Genomic DNA, 16,246 nt, shown 5'->3' with positions numbered 1-16,246 from the left:
GGAATGCGGCATCAACCAGCTCAAACAACACCGCGCCATGGCTACCCGATACGACAAGCTCGCCGTCCGCTTCGAGGCCACCGTCACCATCGCCGCCATCAGCCAATGGCTTCGCGCGTTATGAAACGCTGCCTAGAGGCGGCCGCCCGCGGTGTCGGAGGAGAGGCGCTGGGCGACGTAGATGGGGATCACCGACAGCACGATGAGCACCGCCGCGACCACGTTGATGACCGGGGCCTGGTTCGGGCGGAACAGGTTGGCGAAGATCCAGATGGGCAGCGTCTGCACGCCCGCGCCGGCGGTGAACGTGGTGACCACGATCTCGTCGAAGCTCAGCGCGAACGCGAGCAGCCCGCCGGCGAACAGCGCCGAGCGCAGCAGCGGGAACGTGACGAACCGGAACGTCTGCCACGACGACGCGCCCAGGTCGGCCGACGCGTCCTCCAGGTTCCCGCCGAGGCGGCGCAGCCGGGCGAGCACGTTGTTGTAGACGACGACCACGCAGAACGTGGCGTGGCCGACCACCACCGAGAACAGGCCCTTGCCGACGCCGAGCGGGCCGAGCACCGTGCGGAACGCGCTGTCCAGGGCGATGCCGGTGACGATGCCGGGCAGCGCGATCGGCAGCACCACGAGCAGCGACACCGTGTCCCGGCCGAAGAACCGGTGCCGTTGTACCGCGAACGCCACGAGCGTGCCGAGCACCAGCGCGATCGCGGTCGCGCCGAGGCCGGCCTTCGCCGACGTCCACAACGCGTCGCGGGCACCGTCGTTCTCCCAGGCCCGCAGCCACCACTCGGTGGTCCACCGCGGCGGCGGCCAGGCGAAGGTGCGGTCGGCGTTGAACGAGTTGACCAGCACGATCAGCAGCGGCACGTAGATCACGCCGAGGCCGAGGACCATCGCCACGCGCAGCAGGACCCGGGCGGTGCGCGACAGCGTCACAGTTCCTCCAGGGCGCCGGAGCGGCGGACCGCGACGAGGTAGATCACCATGATGAGCACCGGGATCGTGGCGAGCGCGGCGGCGAACGGCAGGTTGTTGGCCGCGCCGATGTTCGCGTACACCAGGTTGCCGAGGAGCTGCGTCTTGCCGCCGACGATCTGGACGGTGATGTAGTCGCCGAGCGACAGGGAGAACGTGAAGATCGAGCCGGCGAACAGCGACGGCACGATCATCGGCAGCACGACCGAGCGGAGCGTGCGCCAGTTGCGCGCCCCGAGGTCGGCCGACGCCTCCAGCAGCGAGTCGGGGAGCCGCTCCAGGCCGGCGTAGAGCGGGAGGATCATGTACGGCAGCCAGAGGTACGACAGGACGATCACGGTCGCCGGCAGACCGTAACCGGGACCGTGGCCGGGCCCGCCGAACAGGGAGTCGATCGGCCCGCCGTTGGCGAGCAGCACCCGCCACGCGTAGGCCTTGACGAGGTAGCTGGCCCACAGCGGGGTGAGGACCGCCACGACGAGCCAGCGCCGGCTGCGCGGGGGCGCCACCTTGGCCATGTAGAAGGCCATCGGCAGCGCCACGAGCGCGGTGACGACCGTGACCGCGGCGGCGACCCCGACGGTGCGCAGCGTCACCGCCCGGTAGACCTCGCCGGTCACGAGCGTGCGGAAGTTGTCCAGTGTGGGCTGCCGGACCACGTCGCCGGTGAACCCGTTGACGGTCCAGAACGCCGACACCAGCAGCACCGCGAGGGTGCCCAGGTAGGCCAGGACGAGCCAGGTCAGCGGCGCGGCGAGGAGGGCGGCGAGCCGGACCCCCGCGTGGCGGTGCAGCCACGCGGAGATCCGGCGGTCCACAGTGGATGGTGCGGTCATCAGCCCTTGATCTCGGTCCAGGCCTGGGTCCAGGCCGCGTAGTCCTTGCATTTCACGTCGGTGCGGCCGTCGACGCACTGGGCGAGCGGCGTGGTCCAGTACCAGACCTTGCCGAAGTACGCCTCGTCCTCCGCGTGGAACGTCGCGCAGTGGTCCTTGGCGGCGGTCTTGCCGCAGGCCAGCTTGTTCGACGGCGCCTCGCCGAACCACTCGGCGACCGCCGCGTTCGCCTCCGGCGAGACGATGTGGTTGACCCACTTGTAGGCGCAGTTCGGGTGCTTGGCCTTCGACGACACCATCCAGGTGTCCGACCAGCCGGTCGCGCCCTCCTCCGGCAGGATCGCCTCGACCGGCACGCTGTCGGCCTGGGCCAGGTTGACGATGACCTGCCACGTGGTACCGAGGACGCTGTTGCCGGCCTTGAAGGCGGAGATCTCCTTGGTGTAGTCCGACCAGTACTCGCCGATCACCTGGTTCTGCTGCTTGAGCAGGTCGACGGCGGCGGCGAACTGCTTGTCGTCGAGCGCGTACGGGTTCTTGATGCCGAGGTCGGGCTTGGTCTTCATGAGGTACACGGCGGCGTCGGCGATGTAGATCGGCGAGTCGTACGCGGTGACCTTGCCCTTGTACGGCGAGGCCGGGTCGAACACGACGCTCCACGAGGTCGGCGCGGTCTTCACCACGTCGGTGCGGTACATGAGCAGGTTCGCGCCACGGCCGTGCGGGACGCCGTAGGCGACGCCGTCGACGGAGTTCCAGGCCTTCATCTTCAGCCCGTCGAAGACGTCCTTGTAGTTCGGGATCAGGTCGGTGTTCATCGGCGCGACGTCACCGCCGTAGATGAGCCGCAGCGACGCGTCGCCGGAGGCCGACACGACGTCGTACTCGCCGGTCTTCATCAGCGTGACCATCTCGTCGGAGGTGCCGCCGACCTTCACGTTGACCTTGCAGCCGGTCTCCTTCTCGAAGCCGGTGACCCAGTCGACCTTGGGGTCGGTGCTGCCGTTCTCGACGTAGCCGGCCCAGGCGACGATGTTCACCGAGCCCTCGCCGGCGCCGAGCGTGGAGAGCTTGTCGATCTGCGGCGGCTTCAGCCCGCCCGGGCCGCCGCCGGTACCGCCGCCACCACCACCGCTGTCGCCGCAGGCGGCGAGCGCGAGCAGACCGACGGCAGCGGCCGCGGTCCACCACTTCGTGGATCGCATAGGGACTCCTCGGGGAGAGACGGGTTGCAGTCAGGGGATCGTGATGACGTGCTCCGGCGACCACGTCAGCCGGACGGTGGTGCCGCGCGGGTCCTGAAGGTCGGCCGGCGTGTGCCGGCTGTGCTCCAGGACCACGAACCGGGGCCCGGCGTCGAGGTCGACGACGTAGCGGATCACCGGGCCGGCGTAGACCACCTCGGCGACGGTGCCCTCGGCGACGGTCACGCCGTCCGTCACCGGCCCGTCGATGGTGATCTTCTCCGGGCGGATCGCGAAGGTGCCGTCCGCGCCGACGAGCTTGCGGGCGGCCTCGCCGGTGAGCAGGTTGGAGGTGCCGACGAACCCGGCGACGAACTCGGTGGCGGGCCGCTCGTACACCTCGGCGGGCGGGCCGACCTGCTCGATGCGGCCCTGGTGGAACACCGCGACCCGGTCGCTGAGGGTCAGCGCCTCCTCCTGGTCGTGGGTCACGAAGACGAACGTGATGCCGACCTCGCGCTGCAGCGCCTTGAGCTCGATCTGCATCTCCTCGCGCAGCTGCCGGTCGAGCGCGCCGAGCGGCTCGTCGAGCAGCAGCACCCGCGGCCGGTTCACCAGCGCCCGCGCGAGGGCGACCCGCTGCCGCTGCCCGCCGGACAGCTCGGCCGGGCGGCGGTGCCCGAGGCCCTCGAGGCGAACCGAGGCGAGCGCTGCCTCGGCCCGCTCGCGGCGCTGCGCCCGCGGCACGCCGCGGACCCGCAGCCCGTACTCGACGTTGCGCCGCACGTCGAGGTGCGGGAACAGCGCGTAGTCCTGGAACACGGTGTTCACGTCGCGCTCGAACGGCGCCGCCCGGGTCACGTCGGTGCCGCTGAGCAGGACCGTGCCGGCCGTCGGCAGCTCGAACCCGGCGATCATCCGCAGGACGGTGGTCTTGCCCGACCCGGACGGCCCGAGCATGGCGAAGAACTCGCCGTCGCCGATCTCCAGGTCGATACCGGCGACCGCCTCGACCTCGCCGAAGTGCTTGCGCAGACCGCGCAGCACGATCGCCGGGCTGTCCTGCACCGTCGCCTCCTCGCCACGTGTGGCCCCGGGTTGGACGCCAACCGTAGGCAACCCGGCCTGCACCGGTAAATGGACGGATGTCCAAGCGTTGTGCGCGTTGTCTGTGCGGTCGTACAGTCACGGCGTGGCGCTGCGCCTCGCCGACCTCCTCGCCGACCCGACCCTCGACCTCCGGCTGGTCGACGGGGCCGCGGCCGCGCTGGCCCGCCCGATCCGCTGGGTCGCGGTGACCGAGCTGGCCGACCCGCGGCCGTTCCTCTCCGGCGGCGAGCTGGTGCTGACGACCGGGCTGCGCCAGCGCAGCGCCGCCGCGCAGCGGGAGTTCGTCGCCCGCATCGCCGAGCGCGACGCGGTGGGCGTCGGCTTCGGCGTCGGCCTGACCCACAAGGCGGTGCCGGTCGCGGCCCTCGCGGAGGCCCGCCGGCGCGGCCTGCCGGTGCTCGAGATCCCGTACTCCACGCCGTTCATCGCCGTCGACCAGTTTGTCGCCGACCGGATCCTGGAGGAGCAGTACGGCCGCTTCCACGACCTGCTCGACGAGTACGACACCCTGGCCCGCTCGCTGTTGTCCGGCCGCGGGCTCGGCGCGCTCGTCGACTCGCTCCACCAGATCCTCGGCGCCCCGGTCATGGTCGTCGACCAGCAGGCCCACGTCCTGGCGGCGGCGCCGGGCGCCCCGGCCGCGGTGCCATGGCCGGTCGAGGAGATCCTGGCGGGCGGTGCCGACGGGCTGACCGCGACCCCGGTCCTCGTCGAGGAGACGGTGGTGGCGCACCTGTGCTGCCGCACGCCGCGCCGCTCGGCCGACGTCCTGCCGTACGCGGTGGCGCTCGTCGGGCTGGAGCTCGCCCGGCGCCAGGCGGTCCTCGCCGGGCAGCGCCAGCTCGTCGGCCAGGTCCTGGAGGACGTCATCCGCGGCGGCATCACCGCCGCCGAGGCCGAGCGGCGGCTCGCCACGTTCGGCATCCAGGCCACCACCGGCCACGCCGTGCTCGTCGGCACCGCGGACCCGGCCGGCGACCTGCCGGTTCGGCTCACCGGCGTGCCGCAGCTGCCCGGCGCGATCACCGCCGTCGTCGACGAGTGCCTGGTCGCCGTGCTCACCCCGGGCCAGGACCCGCGCCGAGCCGCCCAGCTGCTGCTCGACCAGCTCGGCCGGTCCGGCACGGCCGCCCGGGTCGGCATCGGCGGGCGCCGCGCCGGCGTCGCCGGCCTGCGCTGGAGCTACTACGAGGCGTTCGAGGCGATGAGCCGCGGCCCCGGCGTCAACGACCGCGAGCGGATGAGCCTGACCGGCCTGCTGCTGGCCAGCGAGGACGTCCCGCTGCGGGACCTCGCCGAGGACCTGCTCCGCCCGCTGCGCGAGTTCGACGCCCGGCACGGCGGCGCCCTGGTGCGGACCCTGCGCGAGTACCTCGACGCGAACGGCTCGGTCGCGACCGTGGCCGAGCGGCTCATCGTGCACCGCAACACCGTGCGGTACCGCGTGGAGCAGATCGAGTCGCTCACCGGACGCTCGCTGAGCAGCACCGCCGACCGGGTGCAGCTGTGGCTGGCCCTGGCCGCGACCCGGGTCGGCACCGCCCCCTGACTGTCCCCAATTCGTGCCACGATCGGCATTTGCCCGACAACCGACCGGCTGATCCGTCCGTACCTTTGCTTCGTCATCGCACCCGATGACCGTTGCAAAGGAGATTCTTTGAAGCGACACCTTCTGCGAGCCGGCGCTGTCGCGCTGGCCGCTTTCATAGCAGCCGTGCTCATCCCGTCCGGCCCGGCGAGCGCCGCGCCGAACTGCGACCAGCCCGTGCCGCCGCCCGCGTGCGGTGGCGACGGCGGCGAGGACCCGCCGGTGTGGGACTCCGCCGCCCGCGGCGCCCTCGACAACGTCGCGTACCTCGGCAACGCGGTGCGGGTCGGCGGCTGGGCCGCCGACGCCGACGCCGGCTCCGCCCCGATCAGCGTCCACGTGTACCAGGACGGTGCCTTCGCGGCGGCGCTCACCGCCAACGGCTACCGGCCGGACGTGGCGCAGGTCTACCCGTCCTACGGCGCGTACCGCGGCTACCAGGCCGTCATCCCGGCGGGCCTGGGCACGCACCAGGTCTGCGCCTACGCGATCAGTGTCGTGCCGGCGGGCGCGGCGCACCCGGGCAACCCGCAGCTGGGCTGCCGCACCTACACGGCCACCCTGGCCGCCCCGAGCAACCTGCGCAACGTCTCGTGGGACCAGGCGACCGGCACCGCGGTGATCGGGTTCACCGACAACTCCGTCGAGGAGACGGGGTTCCGGATCACCATCCGCACCCAGCACTGGGAGCAGTACACCGACCCGCGCTGGGGCCAGCTGTGGCGGGCCTACTACACCGAGCGGTCGTTCACCGCGCCGGGCCACGCCGGCACCGGCGAGGTGACCGCGTCGACCACCCTGTGGGGCAGCGACTGCCGCACGACGGTGGTGGCCACGGCCGGCGCGTTCACCAGTCCGGCGGTCTCCACCGGCTGGTGCTAGTCCGGCTGGTGCTAGTCCGGTAAAGCACGACGGGCCGCGCGGGACTTCCCGCGCGGCCCGTTCGTAGTTCGGAGACGTCAGCGCAGGTCGAAGCGGTCCAGCTCCATGACCTTGACCCACGCGGCGACGAAGTCGCGGACGAACTTCTCCGTCGCGTCGTCGGCCGCGTAGACCTCGGCCAGCGCGCGGAGGATCGAGTTCGAGGCGAACACCAGGTCGGCCCGGGTGGCCGTCCACTTGGCCTCGCCGGTCGCGGCGTCGCGGCCCTCGAAGATCTCCTCGCCCTCGCCGACCGCCTTCCAGACCGTGCCGGGCTGGAGCAGGTTGACGAAGAAGTCGTTCGTCAGCGTGCCCGGCCGGCTGGTGAGCACGCCGTGCTGCACGTGCTGGGCGTTGGCGTCCAGCGCCCGCAGGCCGCCGACGAGCACCGTCGTCTCGGGGGCGGACAGCGTCAGCAGCTGGGCCCGGTCGACGAGCAGCTGCTCGGTCGGGCGCGACTGGCCCTTGCCGAGGTAGTTGCGGAAGCCGTCCGCGGTCGGCTCCAGCACGGCGAACGACTCGACGTCGGTCTGCTCCTGCGACGCGTCGGTGCGGCCCGGGTGGAACGGCACCTCGACGTCGACACCGGCGTCCTTCGCGGCCTTCTCGACGGCGGCGGAGCCCGCCAGCACGATCAGGTCGGCGAGCGAGATCTGCGTGCCGGTCCCGGCCGCGTTGAAGTCGCGCTGGATGTCCTCGAGCCCGCTGAGCGCCTTCGACAGCTCGGCCGGGTCGTTGACCTCCCACTGGTTCTGCGGGGCGAGGCGCACCCGGGCGCCGTTGGCGCCGCCGCGCTTGTCGGTGCCGCGGAACGACGCCGCCGACGCCCACGCGGTCGCGACGAGCTGTGCCACGCTCAGGCCCGACGCCAGCACCTTGGCCTTGAGCGCCGCGACGTCGTCCGGCCCGACCAGGTCGTGGGTGACGGCGGGCACCGGGTCCTGCCAGATCAGCTGCTCCGCCGGGACCTCGGCGCCGAGGTACCGGGAGACGGGGCCCATGTCGCGGTGGGTGAGCTTGAACCAGGCGCGGGCGAACGCGTCGGCGAACTCCTCGGGGTTCTCGTAGAAGCGCCGCGAGATCCGCTCGTAGTTCGGGTCGACGCGCAACGCCAGGTCGGTCGTCAGCATCATCGGCGCGTGCCGCTTGGCCGCGTCGTGCGCGTCGGGCACCAGCTCGCCGGCGGCCGGGTCGGTCGGCTTCCACTGCTTCGCACCGGCCGGGCTCTCGGTCTGCTCCCACTCGAAGCTGAACAGCGTCTCGAAGAACGTGTTGTCCCACTTCGTGGGGGTCGGCGTCCAGGCGCCCTCGAGGCCGCTGGTGATGGCGTCGCCGCCCTTGCCGGTGCCGTGGGCGTTCTTCCAGCCCAGGCCCTGCTCCTCGATCGCGGCGCCCTCCGGCTCGGCGCCGACCTTCGCGGCCGGGCCGGCGCCGTGCGCCTTGCCGAACGTGTGGCCGCCGGCGATGAGCGCGACGGTCTCCTCGTCGTTCATGGCCATGCGGCCGAACGTGTCGCGGATGTCGCGGGCCGCGGCCAGCGCGTCCGGGTTGCCGTTCGGGCCCTCCGGGTTGACGTAGATGAGGCCCATCTGGACGGCGCCGAGCGGGTTGGCGAGCTTGCGGTCGCCGCTGTAGCGCTTGTCACCCAGCCAGGTGTCCTCGGTGCCCCAGTTGACCTCGGTCGGCTCCCACACGTCCGCGCGGCCGCCGGCGAAGCCGAACGTCGTGAAGCCCATCGACTCCAGCGCCACGTTGCCGGCGAGGATCATGAGGTCGGCCCAGGAGAGCTTCTGACCGTACTTCGCCTTCACCGGCCACAGCAGGCGCCGCGCCTTGTCGAGGTTGCCGTTGTCCGGCCAGCTGTTCAGCGGCGCGAAGCGCTGATCGCCGGAGCCGCCACCACCGCGGCCGTCGAAGGTGCGGTAGGTCCCGGCGCTGTGCCAGGCCATCCGGATGAACAGCGGGCCGTAGTGCCCGTAGTCGGCCGGCCACCAGTCCTGCGAGGTGGTCATGACCGCGGTGATGTCGGCCTTGACGGCCGCGAGGTCGAGGGTCTTGAACGCCTCGGCGTAGTTGAAGTCAGCACCCAGGGGGTCGCCTGCCGGCGGGTTCTGGTGCAGGACGGTCACGTCCAGCTGGTTGGGCCACCAGTCCCGGTTCGACCTGGCCTTGTCCGCGGTTGCCACGTTGCTCTCCTTGGTGGGCTCGGAAGCGATCCGCGAAGAGTGTGGACCAATTTTCTGGAAAGAGTCAAGAATATCCGGCGAGTCTCACCGCAGGTGGCGATCCAGCCACGGACGCAGGACGGGTAGCACATTGACCGTCTGCATCGCCCCCATGTGGTCGAGCCCGTCGAACACGGTGACGTCCCAGCCGAGCGCCTCCAGCTCGGCCCGCGCCGCGACCACCGGACCGGCCAGGTCGACGGTGACGCCACCCCAGCGCTCCTCGTACGTGATCGCGTCGGCCGACCCGACGAGGCACAGCCCCGGTACCGCCCGCCGGGCAAGCTCGGCCGTGGCGGCGCGGTCGTCGAAGTCCCGCAGGGCCTCGTACAGCGTGACGAACTGCCGGGTCTGCGCCTCGGACATGGTGAACTCGGCGGTCGACCAGTCGTCACCGCCACCGGTCACGGCGGCCGCCGGCTGCGGGTCGATCGCCGCCGCGTGGGCCGCCGCGGTGACCTTGAGCATCGCCGCGTACGGCCCGCCGACCGGCGGGTACCCGCCCATCGCCAGCCCGGTGATCCGGTCGGTCCGCAGCGCCAGCTGGAGGCCGGCGACGGCGAGCCAGGAGTACCCGTAGTACGCGAACCGCTCCACCCCGGCCGCGTCCGCCACCGCCAGCAGGTCGGCGGCGAGGGCGTCCGGCGTCAGCGTGTCCGGCTTCGGCGTGCCGAGCACGTGCCCCTCGTAGTCGAACGCCACCACCCGGTACCCGTCGGCGAGCCCGTCGACCAGGTTGCGCCCGAGGGCCGGGTCGGCGCCCCACCTGCGCAGCTCGTCGGCCTGCGCCCCCTCGACGGGCACCGGGTTGACCGGCAGCAGGACCGCCGGCCCGTGCCCGTGGACCTCGATCGTCATCCGGTTGCCGTCATGCAGCTGGACCTCTGTCATGGCCTCTACCGTATCGTTGCACCAGCCTGTGAGGATTTTCCGAGAAGCGGCCTGGAGTTCTAGGGTGAAGCCTCAAACCGCGGTGCAGCACCGGCCGGTCGACCTGGCCCGGGAGCACGGCATCTCGCCACAGACGGTCCGCAACTACGAGCGCGACGGCGTGATCCCGCCGGCCGAGCGCGCCGAGAGCGGCCACCGCCGGTACACACTCATCCACGCCAGCGCCCTGCGCGCCTATCTGGCGCTGGTCGCGGCCCACGGCTACGCGACCGCAGGTGACGTCATGCGGGCCGTGGCGGCCGGCGACCTCGACACCGCCCTGCGCGCGGTCGACCGCAGCCACGCCCAACTGCTGCGAGACCGCGAGACGCTCGACGCCGTCGAGTCAGCCGCCCACGTCCTGACGGCGGCCCCACCGCCGTCGCCAACCGCGGCGGACCGGGCGACCGCGGCGGACCGGGCTGGTGCGGCGGAGCGGGCTGGTGCGGCGGGCCGGGTGGGCTCGGGGGAACGGGCTGGTGCAGTGGAGCGGGTGGGCGGGGCGGACCGGGTGGGTGCGGGGAACCGGGTGGGCGGGGCGGAGCGGGCGGGCGGGGCGGACCGGGTGGGTGCGGGGAACCGGGTGGGTGAGGCGGAGCGGGTGGGCTTGGGGGAGCGGGCTGGTGTAGTGGAGCGGGTGGGCGGGGCGGGCCGGGTGGGTGCGGGGGACCGGGCGACTGCGGGGGACCGGGCGACTGCGGGGGACCGGGCGACTGCCGCGGAGCGGGCGCTGCCGATCGGGGCGGTCGCGCACCGGCTCGGCGTGCGGCCGGCGACCCTGCGCAAGTGGGAGCGCGCCGGCATCCTGCGGCCGGAGCGGGACCGGGCGACCCGCCAGCGCGTGTACCGCCCGGCCGACGTCCGCGACGCCGAGCTCGCGCACCTGCTGCGCCGCGGCGGCTACCTGCTGGCCCACATCGCCACGGTCGTCGACCAGGTGCGCATCGCGGGCGGCCCGGAGCCCCTGGCCGCGTCCCTGGCGACCTGGCGGGAACGGCTCGCGACCCGCTCCCGCGCCATGCTCACCGCAGCGGCCCGCCTCGACGAGCACCTGCGCGCCCTGGGCCGCTGACCACACGTCCCGCCCTGCTCCGCCCCCCGTCTCGCGCCGCCCCGTCCTGCCCCGTCCTGCCCCGTCCTGCCCCGTCTCGCGCCGCGCCGCGCCGCCTCGTTCCGTCCCATGCTGCCCGCGCCGTGCTGCTGTCCCGCGCCCGTCGGGTCACTGTGGTCGCGCGGCGGATATTCCCCTCAGGAACATCGTGCGGCCGAACATCACCACCGCCCGCGAGAGGCGGTGCGGGCGGTGCGCGGCGGGCGGCTACGGCTTCGGGCGTTCCTTGTGGCCCGCCGCGAGCAGCGCGACCACCTCGGCGATGCGTGCCGGGCGCTGCTCGGGGTGGCGCTTCGTGGCGTCGATCCAGCGTAGGTACGCGCGGCGGTAGAACTGCGCCAGCGAGTCGAAGAAGGCGCCCGCGGCCGGGTCGGCGGCCAGCGCCGCGGCCAGGTCGTCGGCGAGGTCGGCGCGCTGCGGGCCCTCCGGGAGGAGTTCGACCGTGACGGTGTCGCCCGCGGCCACGCCGCAGTCGCGCAGCCAGGCCGGGCCGACCAGCAGCCGCGCCCCGGCCGCGGTGCCCGCTTCGGTTCCGGCCGCGGCCTCGGTACCGTGCGCTGCCACCTCGCCGCGGACGCGGATGCCGTTCACCGTGCCGCCGACCAGGTGGCGGTCCTTGCGGCCCCAGACCGTGTCGGGGTCGAACGGGACCGGGATCGCCAGGTGGCCGCGCGGGCCCGCCGCCACCGTCGTGGTGAAGCGTTCCATGCGGCCAACCTACGCGCTCAGTTCAGCTGGAAGAGCGTGAGGACCGCGGCGTGGTCCGAAGGCCAGGCGTTGGCGGACGGGTTCGACTGCGACGGGGTGCCCTCCCAGACGGCCTCCGAGGACAGCACCGTGAGCGGACCCTTGTAGTGCACGAAGTCGATGCGGTCCTGGGGCTCGGGCTCGCCCGCGTGGGCGTCGTAGCCGTAGCCGCCGGTGAAGGTCTTGTACACCGGGGACCAGGTCGCTCCGGGGGCTGTCGCCGGGTTCGGGTGGGCCTGGCGGTACGAGTCGACGAGGCCCGCGCCGGCCGGGACCGTCGAGGTGGGCCAGGGGACGGCGCCGTAGCCGCAGCGAGGGTTCGCGGCCGTCCAGTCGAGGTGCGACGGGGCGTTGAAGTCACCAGTCAGGAGGACCGGGGTGGTCGCGGACGCCGCCAGGTCGGCGGACATCGCGGCGACGATGTCGGTGATCTGGCCGGTGCGGCCCGCCGACGACTCCCGGTTCAGCAGCTGCTGGACGGTCATCCGGCCGAAGCAGGCGTCGTACGGGCCGTAGGGGGTGTAGCCCAGGTGGGCGCTCCACAGCCGCAGCGACCGGGCGCCGAGGTCGATCCGGGCGGCGACCGCCGCGCCGGCGACCGTCGGCGTGGTGGCGGTGATCGGGTAGCGGCTGAGCACCGCGGTGTCCGAGTTCTGGAAGTAGGACCAGCCGAGGGCGGCCGCCAGGGCCTGGGCCGCGGTCTGGTTCTCCTGAATGCCGACGACGTCGACGTCGCGTTCGAGCAGGAACTTCAGCTCCTTCTCCAGGCCGTTGGAGACCGCGGTGCCGCCGTGCCAGAGGTTCCAGCTCAGCGCCCGGAACTGCGGGACGAGCGCGCCGGACTGGACCCGGATCGTCACCGTCGCGTCGGCGGTGCCGGTCGTCGTGGTGGCCCGGATGCCGACCGTCGCGGTGCCGGCCGCGGCCGGCGTGCCGGTGACGGCGCCGGCGGCGGAGACCGTGACCCAGGCCGGGCCGGACGTCTTGGCGAAGGTGAGGCCGGTGGTGCCGCCCTGCACGAGCCCGCCGACCGTCGCCGAGTACGCGGTGCCGGCCCTGGCGTTGCGCAGGGTGAACGCCGAGGTGGGGAAGCGCGGCGCGGCGGTGCTCGTCAGCCGCAGGGAGACGGGCTGGGCGAGCCAGGTGTACCCGTCGTTGAACAGGAAGTAGACGACGTAGTCGCCGGCCGCGAGGCCCGACGTCGGCAGCGCCGCGGTGCCGCTCGAGCCCGGCGTGTAGGTCCAGGCCAGCGACGGGCCGACGTAGGCCTGGCCGACCGGCCCGTTGCCGGGGTTGCGGTACAGCCCGACCCAGTTCTTGGCGTTCGGCTTCGACGTGGTGTAGGTCAGCTGGATCGGCGTGCCCGCGGCGACCGTGGCCGAGCCGAGCGTCAGGCTGCCGGTGGGTGCGGCCGTCAGCTGCACGGGGACCGGCTGGGCCAGCCAGGTGTACCCGTCGTTGTACAGGAAGTACAGGACGTAGGCGCCCGGCGCGCGGCCGGTGGTGGGCAGCGTCCCGGAGCCGCTCGACCCTGGCGTGTAGGCCCAGGCCAGCGACGGGCCGACGTACGCCTCGTTCACCGGGCCGTTGCCGGGGTCGGCGTACAGGCCCACCCAGTTCTTCGCGTTCGGCCGGGGCGTGGCGAAGTCGAACCGCAGCTCGGCGCCGGCGCCGACCGACGTCACGGGCACCGTGAGCGTCCCGTCGGCCGCGGCCCGGGCGGGGTGGACCGGCAGGGTGACGGCCAGGGCGGCGATCATGACGACGGCCAGGACGCTGGACAGGAGGCGCATCGGGGGCTCCGTTGATCGACGGACGACGATCAGATGAGCATCGGCACCCGGTGTGCACCCGACGTGACATCGGATCGACGGGCAACCCAACGCTGGCTGACCTTGGTGGATGGCCCGCCGCGGACCGTGTGCGGATCGTGATCGGAGCGCCTTGCGCGGCCCGTGCCGGGTGCCCTACTGTCGGCCCCGCCTACACCCCGACACTTCCGGACGGAAGGGATGCGCCGTGCGCCCCGATCACGACGAGCCGCTCGAGCCCGGCGACGGCCGCGGTGAGGCCTCCGGCGCGGGCGTCCTGGTCGCCATCGGCGTGATCGGCATCCTGGTCATCATCGGCTTCGTCTTCAGCGTCGTCAGCCGCTGACCTGCGGATCCTGCCGCGGCAGGTTTCCTTACCGTATCCGGTGCACCGAAGAATTTACGTGCGGACGCCGCTGCGCACCCCATCGCGGCGGCTGGTGAACGTACGCTACGTGAGCGGGGGCATACGCGTCCGTTGCATGTAGAAGCTTCGATCAAGTGCACCGAGGAGCTCGGGTCTGTGAGCGGAAGTCCTGTCCGTGTCCTGCTGGTCGACGATCACACGCTCTTGCTGGAGGCCGTGTCCGAACTGCTGCGCATGGAGGACGACATCGAGATCGTCGGCACCGCGGGCGACGGCGGGTCGGCGGTCGCCATGGCCGCCTGCGTGCTGCCCGACATCGTGCTGCTCGACATCGAGATGCCCGGCGAGACGCCGCAGGAGACGCTCGCGCGGATCAAGGAGGTGTCGCCCGCCTCCTCGGTCATCGCGTTGAGCATGCACGACGGCGCCGGGCTGGTGCGGGAGATGCTGTCCGCCGGCGCCCGGGGGTACCTCCACAAGAGCGTGAGCCGCCAGGACCTCGTGGCGGCCATCCGCAGCGTCCACCGCGACCGCAGCCGGATGGTCGTGTCGGTGTCGAGCAACGGCTTCCACGCCCCCGACCCCGCCGACACCACGGGGCCGGGCGCGCTGTCCGCCCGCGAGCACGAGGTGCTCGCGCTGGCCGCCCAGGCGCTGAGCAACCGCCAGATCGCCAAGCAGATGTCGATCACCGAGGGCACCGTCAAGCGCCACCTGCGCAACATCTTCGCCAAGCTGGGCGCCGTGTCCCGCATCGACGCGGTCAACAAGGCGATGGCGCTGGGCGGCCAGCCCGGCTTCCCGGGCCGCCGCTCAGCCTGAGACCCGCTCAGGGACGGCCTCGGACTCCAGGCCGCTCACCCGGCGCTCGCGCAGCAGCGCGAAGGCGAGCACCGCCGCCACCGCGCAGAACACCGCGCAGGCCACGACCGCCACGTGCACGCCGGAGGTGTGCGCCTCGGCCAGGAACGTCCGGAACGCGCCGCCCGGCAGGCCGCTCACGTCGCCGCCGACCACCTGGTTCGCCAGGTCACCGGCGTTGCCCTGCTGGTCGGGGAAGCGGCCCAGCCCGTCGGCGATCTTCGGCCGGACGACCGACACCACGATCGCGACCATGCCCACGACCGCGACCGCCTCGCTCGCCAGCCGGACCGTGTTGAACATGCCGGCCGCCATGCCGGCCCGGGCCGGCTCGACCGTGCTCACCGCGGCGCCGTCGAGCAGGCCCACCATCGCGCCCATGCCGACGCCGATGAGCAGCAGCGGCCCGGCCAGCGCGAGGATGCCGACCTGCGGGCTCACCACGGTCAGCCCCAGGCAGCCGGCGGCGATGATCAGCATGCCGGCGCTGAGCATCACCCGCACCGGGACGCCCCGGGCGACCAGCCGGCCGGCCAGCAGCGGTGAGACCAGGATCGGGCCGGTCATCAGCAGCATCGTCAGGCCGGCGCTGCGGGCGCTGGCGCCGGTGGCGCTGATGAAGTACGCCGGCAGCACCACGAGCAGGGCCACGAATCCGACCGAGATCCCCACGTTGAGCAGGTTGACCGAGATGAACGCCTTGTTCCTGAGCAGGCTCAGGTCGAGCATCGGGTCCGGCCGGCCCCGCTCGACGAGCGCGAACACGACCAGGACGACCGCCGAGGCGGCGAACAGCCCGATGACCCGGCCGCTGCCCCAGCCGTACTGCGGGCCGGAGATGATGGCGAGGGTGAACAGCACCAGGCTGGCCGTGAACGTCACGACACCCGCCCAGTCGACCCGGCCGGCGCCCGGCCCGCGGCTCTCGGCCACGAACGGCAGGCCCACCATCGACGCCACGACGATCACCAGGTGCGCCACGAAGACCGCCCGCCAGCCGAACGCGCCGACGAGCAGGCCGCTGGAGGTCGGGCCGAGCGCCAGGCCGGCGCCGATCGTCACGCCGAGCAGGCCGAACGCCCGCGCCCGGGCCGCGCCGTCGAACGTCGAGGCGAGGATCGCGGTGCCCGCCGTCATGATGCCGGTCGCGCCGAGGCCGGCGAAGCCGCGGGCCACGTCGACGACGTAGATGTTCGTGGCGAAGACGGTCACGAGCAGCGACAGCGCGTAGAGGCCGGTGCCGAGCGTGAAGATCCGCCGGCGGCCGAAGCGATCGCTGAACGAGCCGGCCACGAGCATGAGGCTCGCCGCAACGATGTTGTAGGAGTTGACCGCCCACTGGAGGGGGACGAGGTCGGCATCGAGCCGCGCGCCGATCTCGGGCAGGGTCGCCGACGTCCCGCTGATGCCCAGCGGCACGATGAGAACGGCCATGCAGACCACGAATAGCGTGATTCCCGGATGGTTCCGGGTCGGTGTCGCGGAATTGGCCAGTGCCGTCATCCGAGCGTGCTCCCTCGTCATGTGAAAATGCCGACACCGTCACGTCATCATGCGGAAACGCGGCCCCG

Annotated in this window: 14 protein-coding genes and 1 pseudogene; 6 read left to right on the top strand and 9 right to left on the bottom strand. The window is 72.8% G+C overall.

The genetic code is table 11. The annotated features are described in order from the left end of the window. Window positions 1-124: pseudogene (locus ABZS66_RS24485) on the top strand (IS5/IS1182 family transposase); the annotation flags it as partial. Window positions 125-132: 8 nt separating this feature from the next. On the opposite strand, the gene ABZS66_RS24480 reads toward ABZS66_RS24485, so the two are convergent. From ABZS66_RS24480 to ABZS66_RS24465, 4 genes are read right to left on the bottom strand one after another with little or no spacing between them, the layout of a single operon-like run. Next, window positions 133-945: an ABC transporter permease gene (locus ABZS66_RS24480; RefSeq protein ID WP_354761335.1), complete on the bottom strand. Its 813-nt coding sequence runs from the start codon at window positions 943-945 to the stop codon at window positions 133-135. Next, the gene (locus ABZS66_RS24475) at window positions 942-1,820 is read right to left on the bottom strand and encodes an ABC transporter permease (protein ID WP_354761333.1); all 879 of its coding nucleotides are present in this window, start codon (window positions 1,818-1,820) and stop codon (window positions 942-944) included. The genes ABZS66_RS24480 and ABZS66_RS24475 overlap by 4 nt, the downstream gene beginning before the upstream one ends. After that, a complete protein-coding gene (locus tag ABZS66_RS24470; protein ID WP_354761331.1) occupies window positions 1,820-3,025 on the bottom strand; it encodes an ABC transporter substrate-binding protein in 1,206 nt (401 codons plus the stop codon). Before ABZS66_RS24470 ends, ABZS66_RS24475 begins: the two co-directional genes overlap by 1 nt. Window positions 3,026-3,055: 30 nt before the next feature. Beyond that, the gene (locus ABZS66_RS24465; protein WP_354761329.1) at window positions 3,056-4,072 is read right to left on the bottom strand and encodes an ABC transporter ATP-binding protein; all 1,017 of its coding nucleotides are present in this window, start codon (window positions 4,070-4,072) and stop codon (window positions 3,056-3,058) included. A 124-nt stretch (window positions 4,073-4,196) separates the two neighbouring features. Here ABZS66_RS24465 and ABZS66_RS24460 point away from each other — a divergent pair, with 124 nt between their 5' ends. Continuing rightward, on the top strand, window positions 4,197-5,663 hold the full coding sequence (locus tag ABZS66_RS24460; protein WP_354761328.1) for a PucR family transcriptional regulator ligand-binding domain-containing protein: 1,467 nt from the start codon (window positions 4,197-4,199) through the stop codon (window positions 5,661-5,663). Window positions 5,664-5,771: 108 nt separating this feature from the next. Then, a complete protein-coding gene (locus ABZS66_RS24455; RefSeq protein WP_354761326.1) occupies window positions 5,772-6,584 on the top strand; it encodes a hypothetical protein in 813 nt (270 codons plus the stop codon). A gap of 77 nt (window positions 6,585-6,661) precedes the next feature. Here the strand turns inward: ABZS66_RS24455 and katG are convergent, their stop codons facing one another. Next, on the bottom strand, window positions 6,662-8,809 hold the full coding sequence (gene katG, locus ABZS66_RS24450) for a catalase/peroxidase HPI (RefSeq protein ID WP_354761324.1): 2,148 nt from the start codon (window positions 8,807-8,809) through the stop codon (window positions 6,662-6,664). Window positions 8,810-8,893: 84 nt separating this feature from the next. Then, a complete protein-coding gene (locus ABZS66_RS24445; RefSeq protein WP_354761322.1) occupies window positions 8,894-9,739 on the bottom strand; it encodes an alpha/beta hydrolase in 846 nt (281 codons plus the stop codon). A gap of 64 nt (window positions 9,740-9,803) precedes the next feature. Between ABZS66_RS24445 and ABZS66_RS24440 the strand changes: the two genes are divergently transcribed. Continuing rightward, window positions 9,804-10,850 (top strand): TioE family transcriptional regulator, encoded by a 1,047-nt coding sequence (locus ABZS66_RS24440; RefSeq protein WP_354761320.1) that lies wholly within the window; start codon window positions 9,804-9,806, stop codon window positions 10,848-10,850. A 246-nt stretch (window positions 10,851-11,096) separates the two neighbouring features. Here the strand turns inward: ABZS66_RS24440 and ABZS66_RS24435 are convergent, their stop codons facing one another. Further along, window positions 11,097-11,597 carry a YdeI/OmpD-associated family protein gene (locus ABZS66_RS24435; protein WP_354761318.1) on the bottom strand — a complete coding sequence of 167 codons (501 nt, stop codon included), beginning with the start codon at window positions 11,595-11,597 and terminating at the stop codon, window positions 11,097-11,099. Window positions 11,598-11,614: 17 nt separating this feature from the next. Next, window positions 11,615-13,429 (bottom strand): endonuclease/exonuclease/phosphatase family protein, encoded by a 1,815-nt coding sequence (locus ABZS66_RS24430; RefSeq protein ID WP_354761316.1) that lies wholly within the window; start codon window positions 13,427-13,429, stop codon window positions 11,615-11,617. Window positions 13,430-13,655: 226 nt separating this feature from the next. On the opposite strand from ABZS66_RS24430, the gene ABZS66_RS24425 reads away from it, so the two are divergent. Further along, the gene (locus ABZS66_RS24425) at window positions 13,656-13,793 is read left to right on the top strand and encodes a hypothetical protein (protein ID WP_354761314.1); all 138 of its coding nucleotides are present in this window, start codon (window positions 13,656-13,658) and stop codon (window positions 13,791-13,793) included. A 177-nt stretch (window positions 13,794-13,970) separates the two neighbouring features. Beyond that, on the top strand, window positions 13,971-14,636 hold the full coding sequence (locus tag ABZS66_RS24420) for a response regulator transcription factor (protein WP_354761312.1): 666 nt from the start codon (window positions 13,971-13,973) through the stop codon (window positions 14,634-14,636). Here ABZS66_RS24420 and ABZS66_RS24415 read toward each other — a convergent pair. After that, a complete protein-coding gene (locus ABZS66_RS24415) occupies window positions 14,628-16,109 on the bottom strand; it encodes an MFS transporter (protein WP_354761310.1) in 1,482 nt (493 codons plus the stop codon). The genes ABZS66_RS24420 and ABZS66_RS24415 overlap by 9 nt on opposite strands. Between the last annotated feature and the right edge of the window lie 137 nt (window positions 16,110-16,246).

Source organism: Dactylosporangium sp. NPDC005572 (genome assembly GCF_040605515.1).
Taxonomy (GTDB): Bacteria; Actinomycetota; Actinomycetes; order Mycobacteriales; family Micromonosporaceae; genus Dactylosporangium.
Note: the sequence above shows the minus strand (reverse complement) of the source record. Positions and strands in the feature narration are given on the sequence as shown.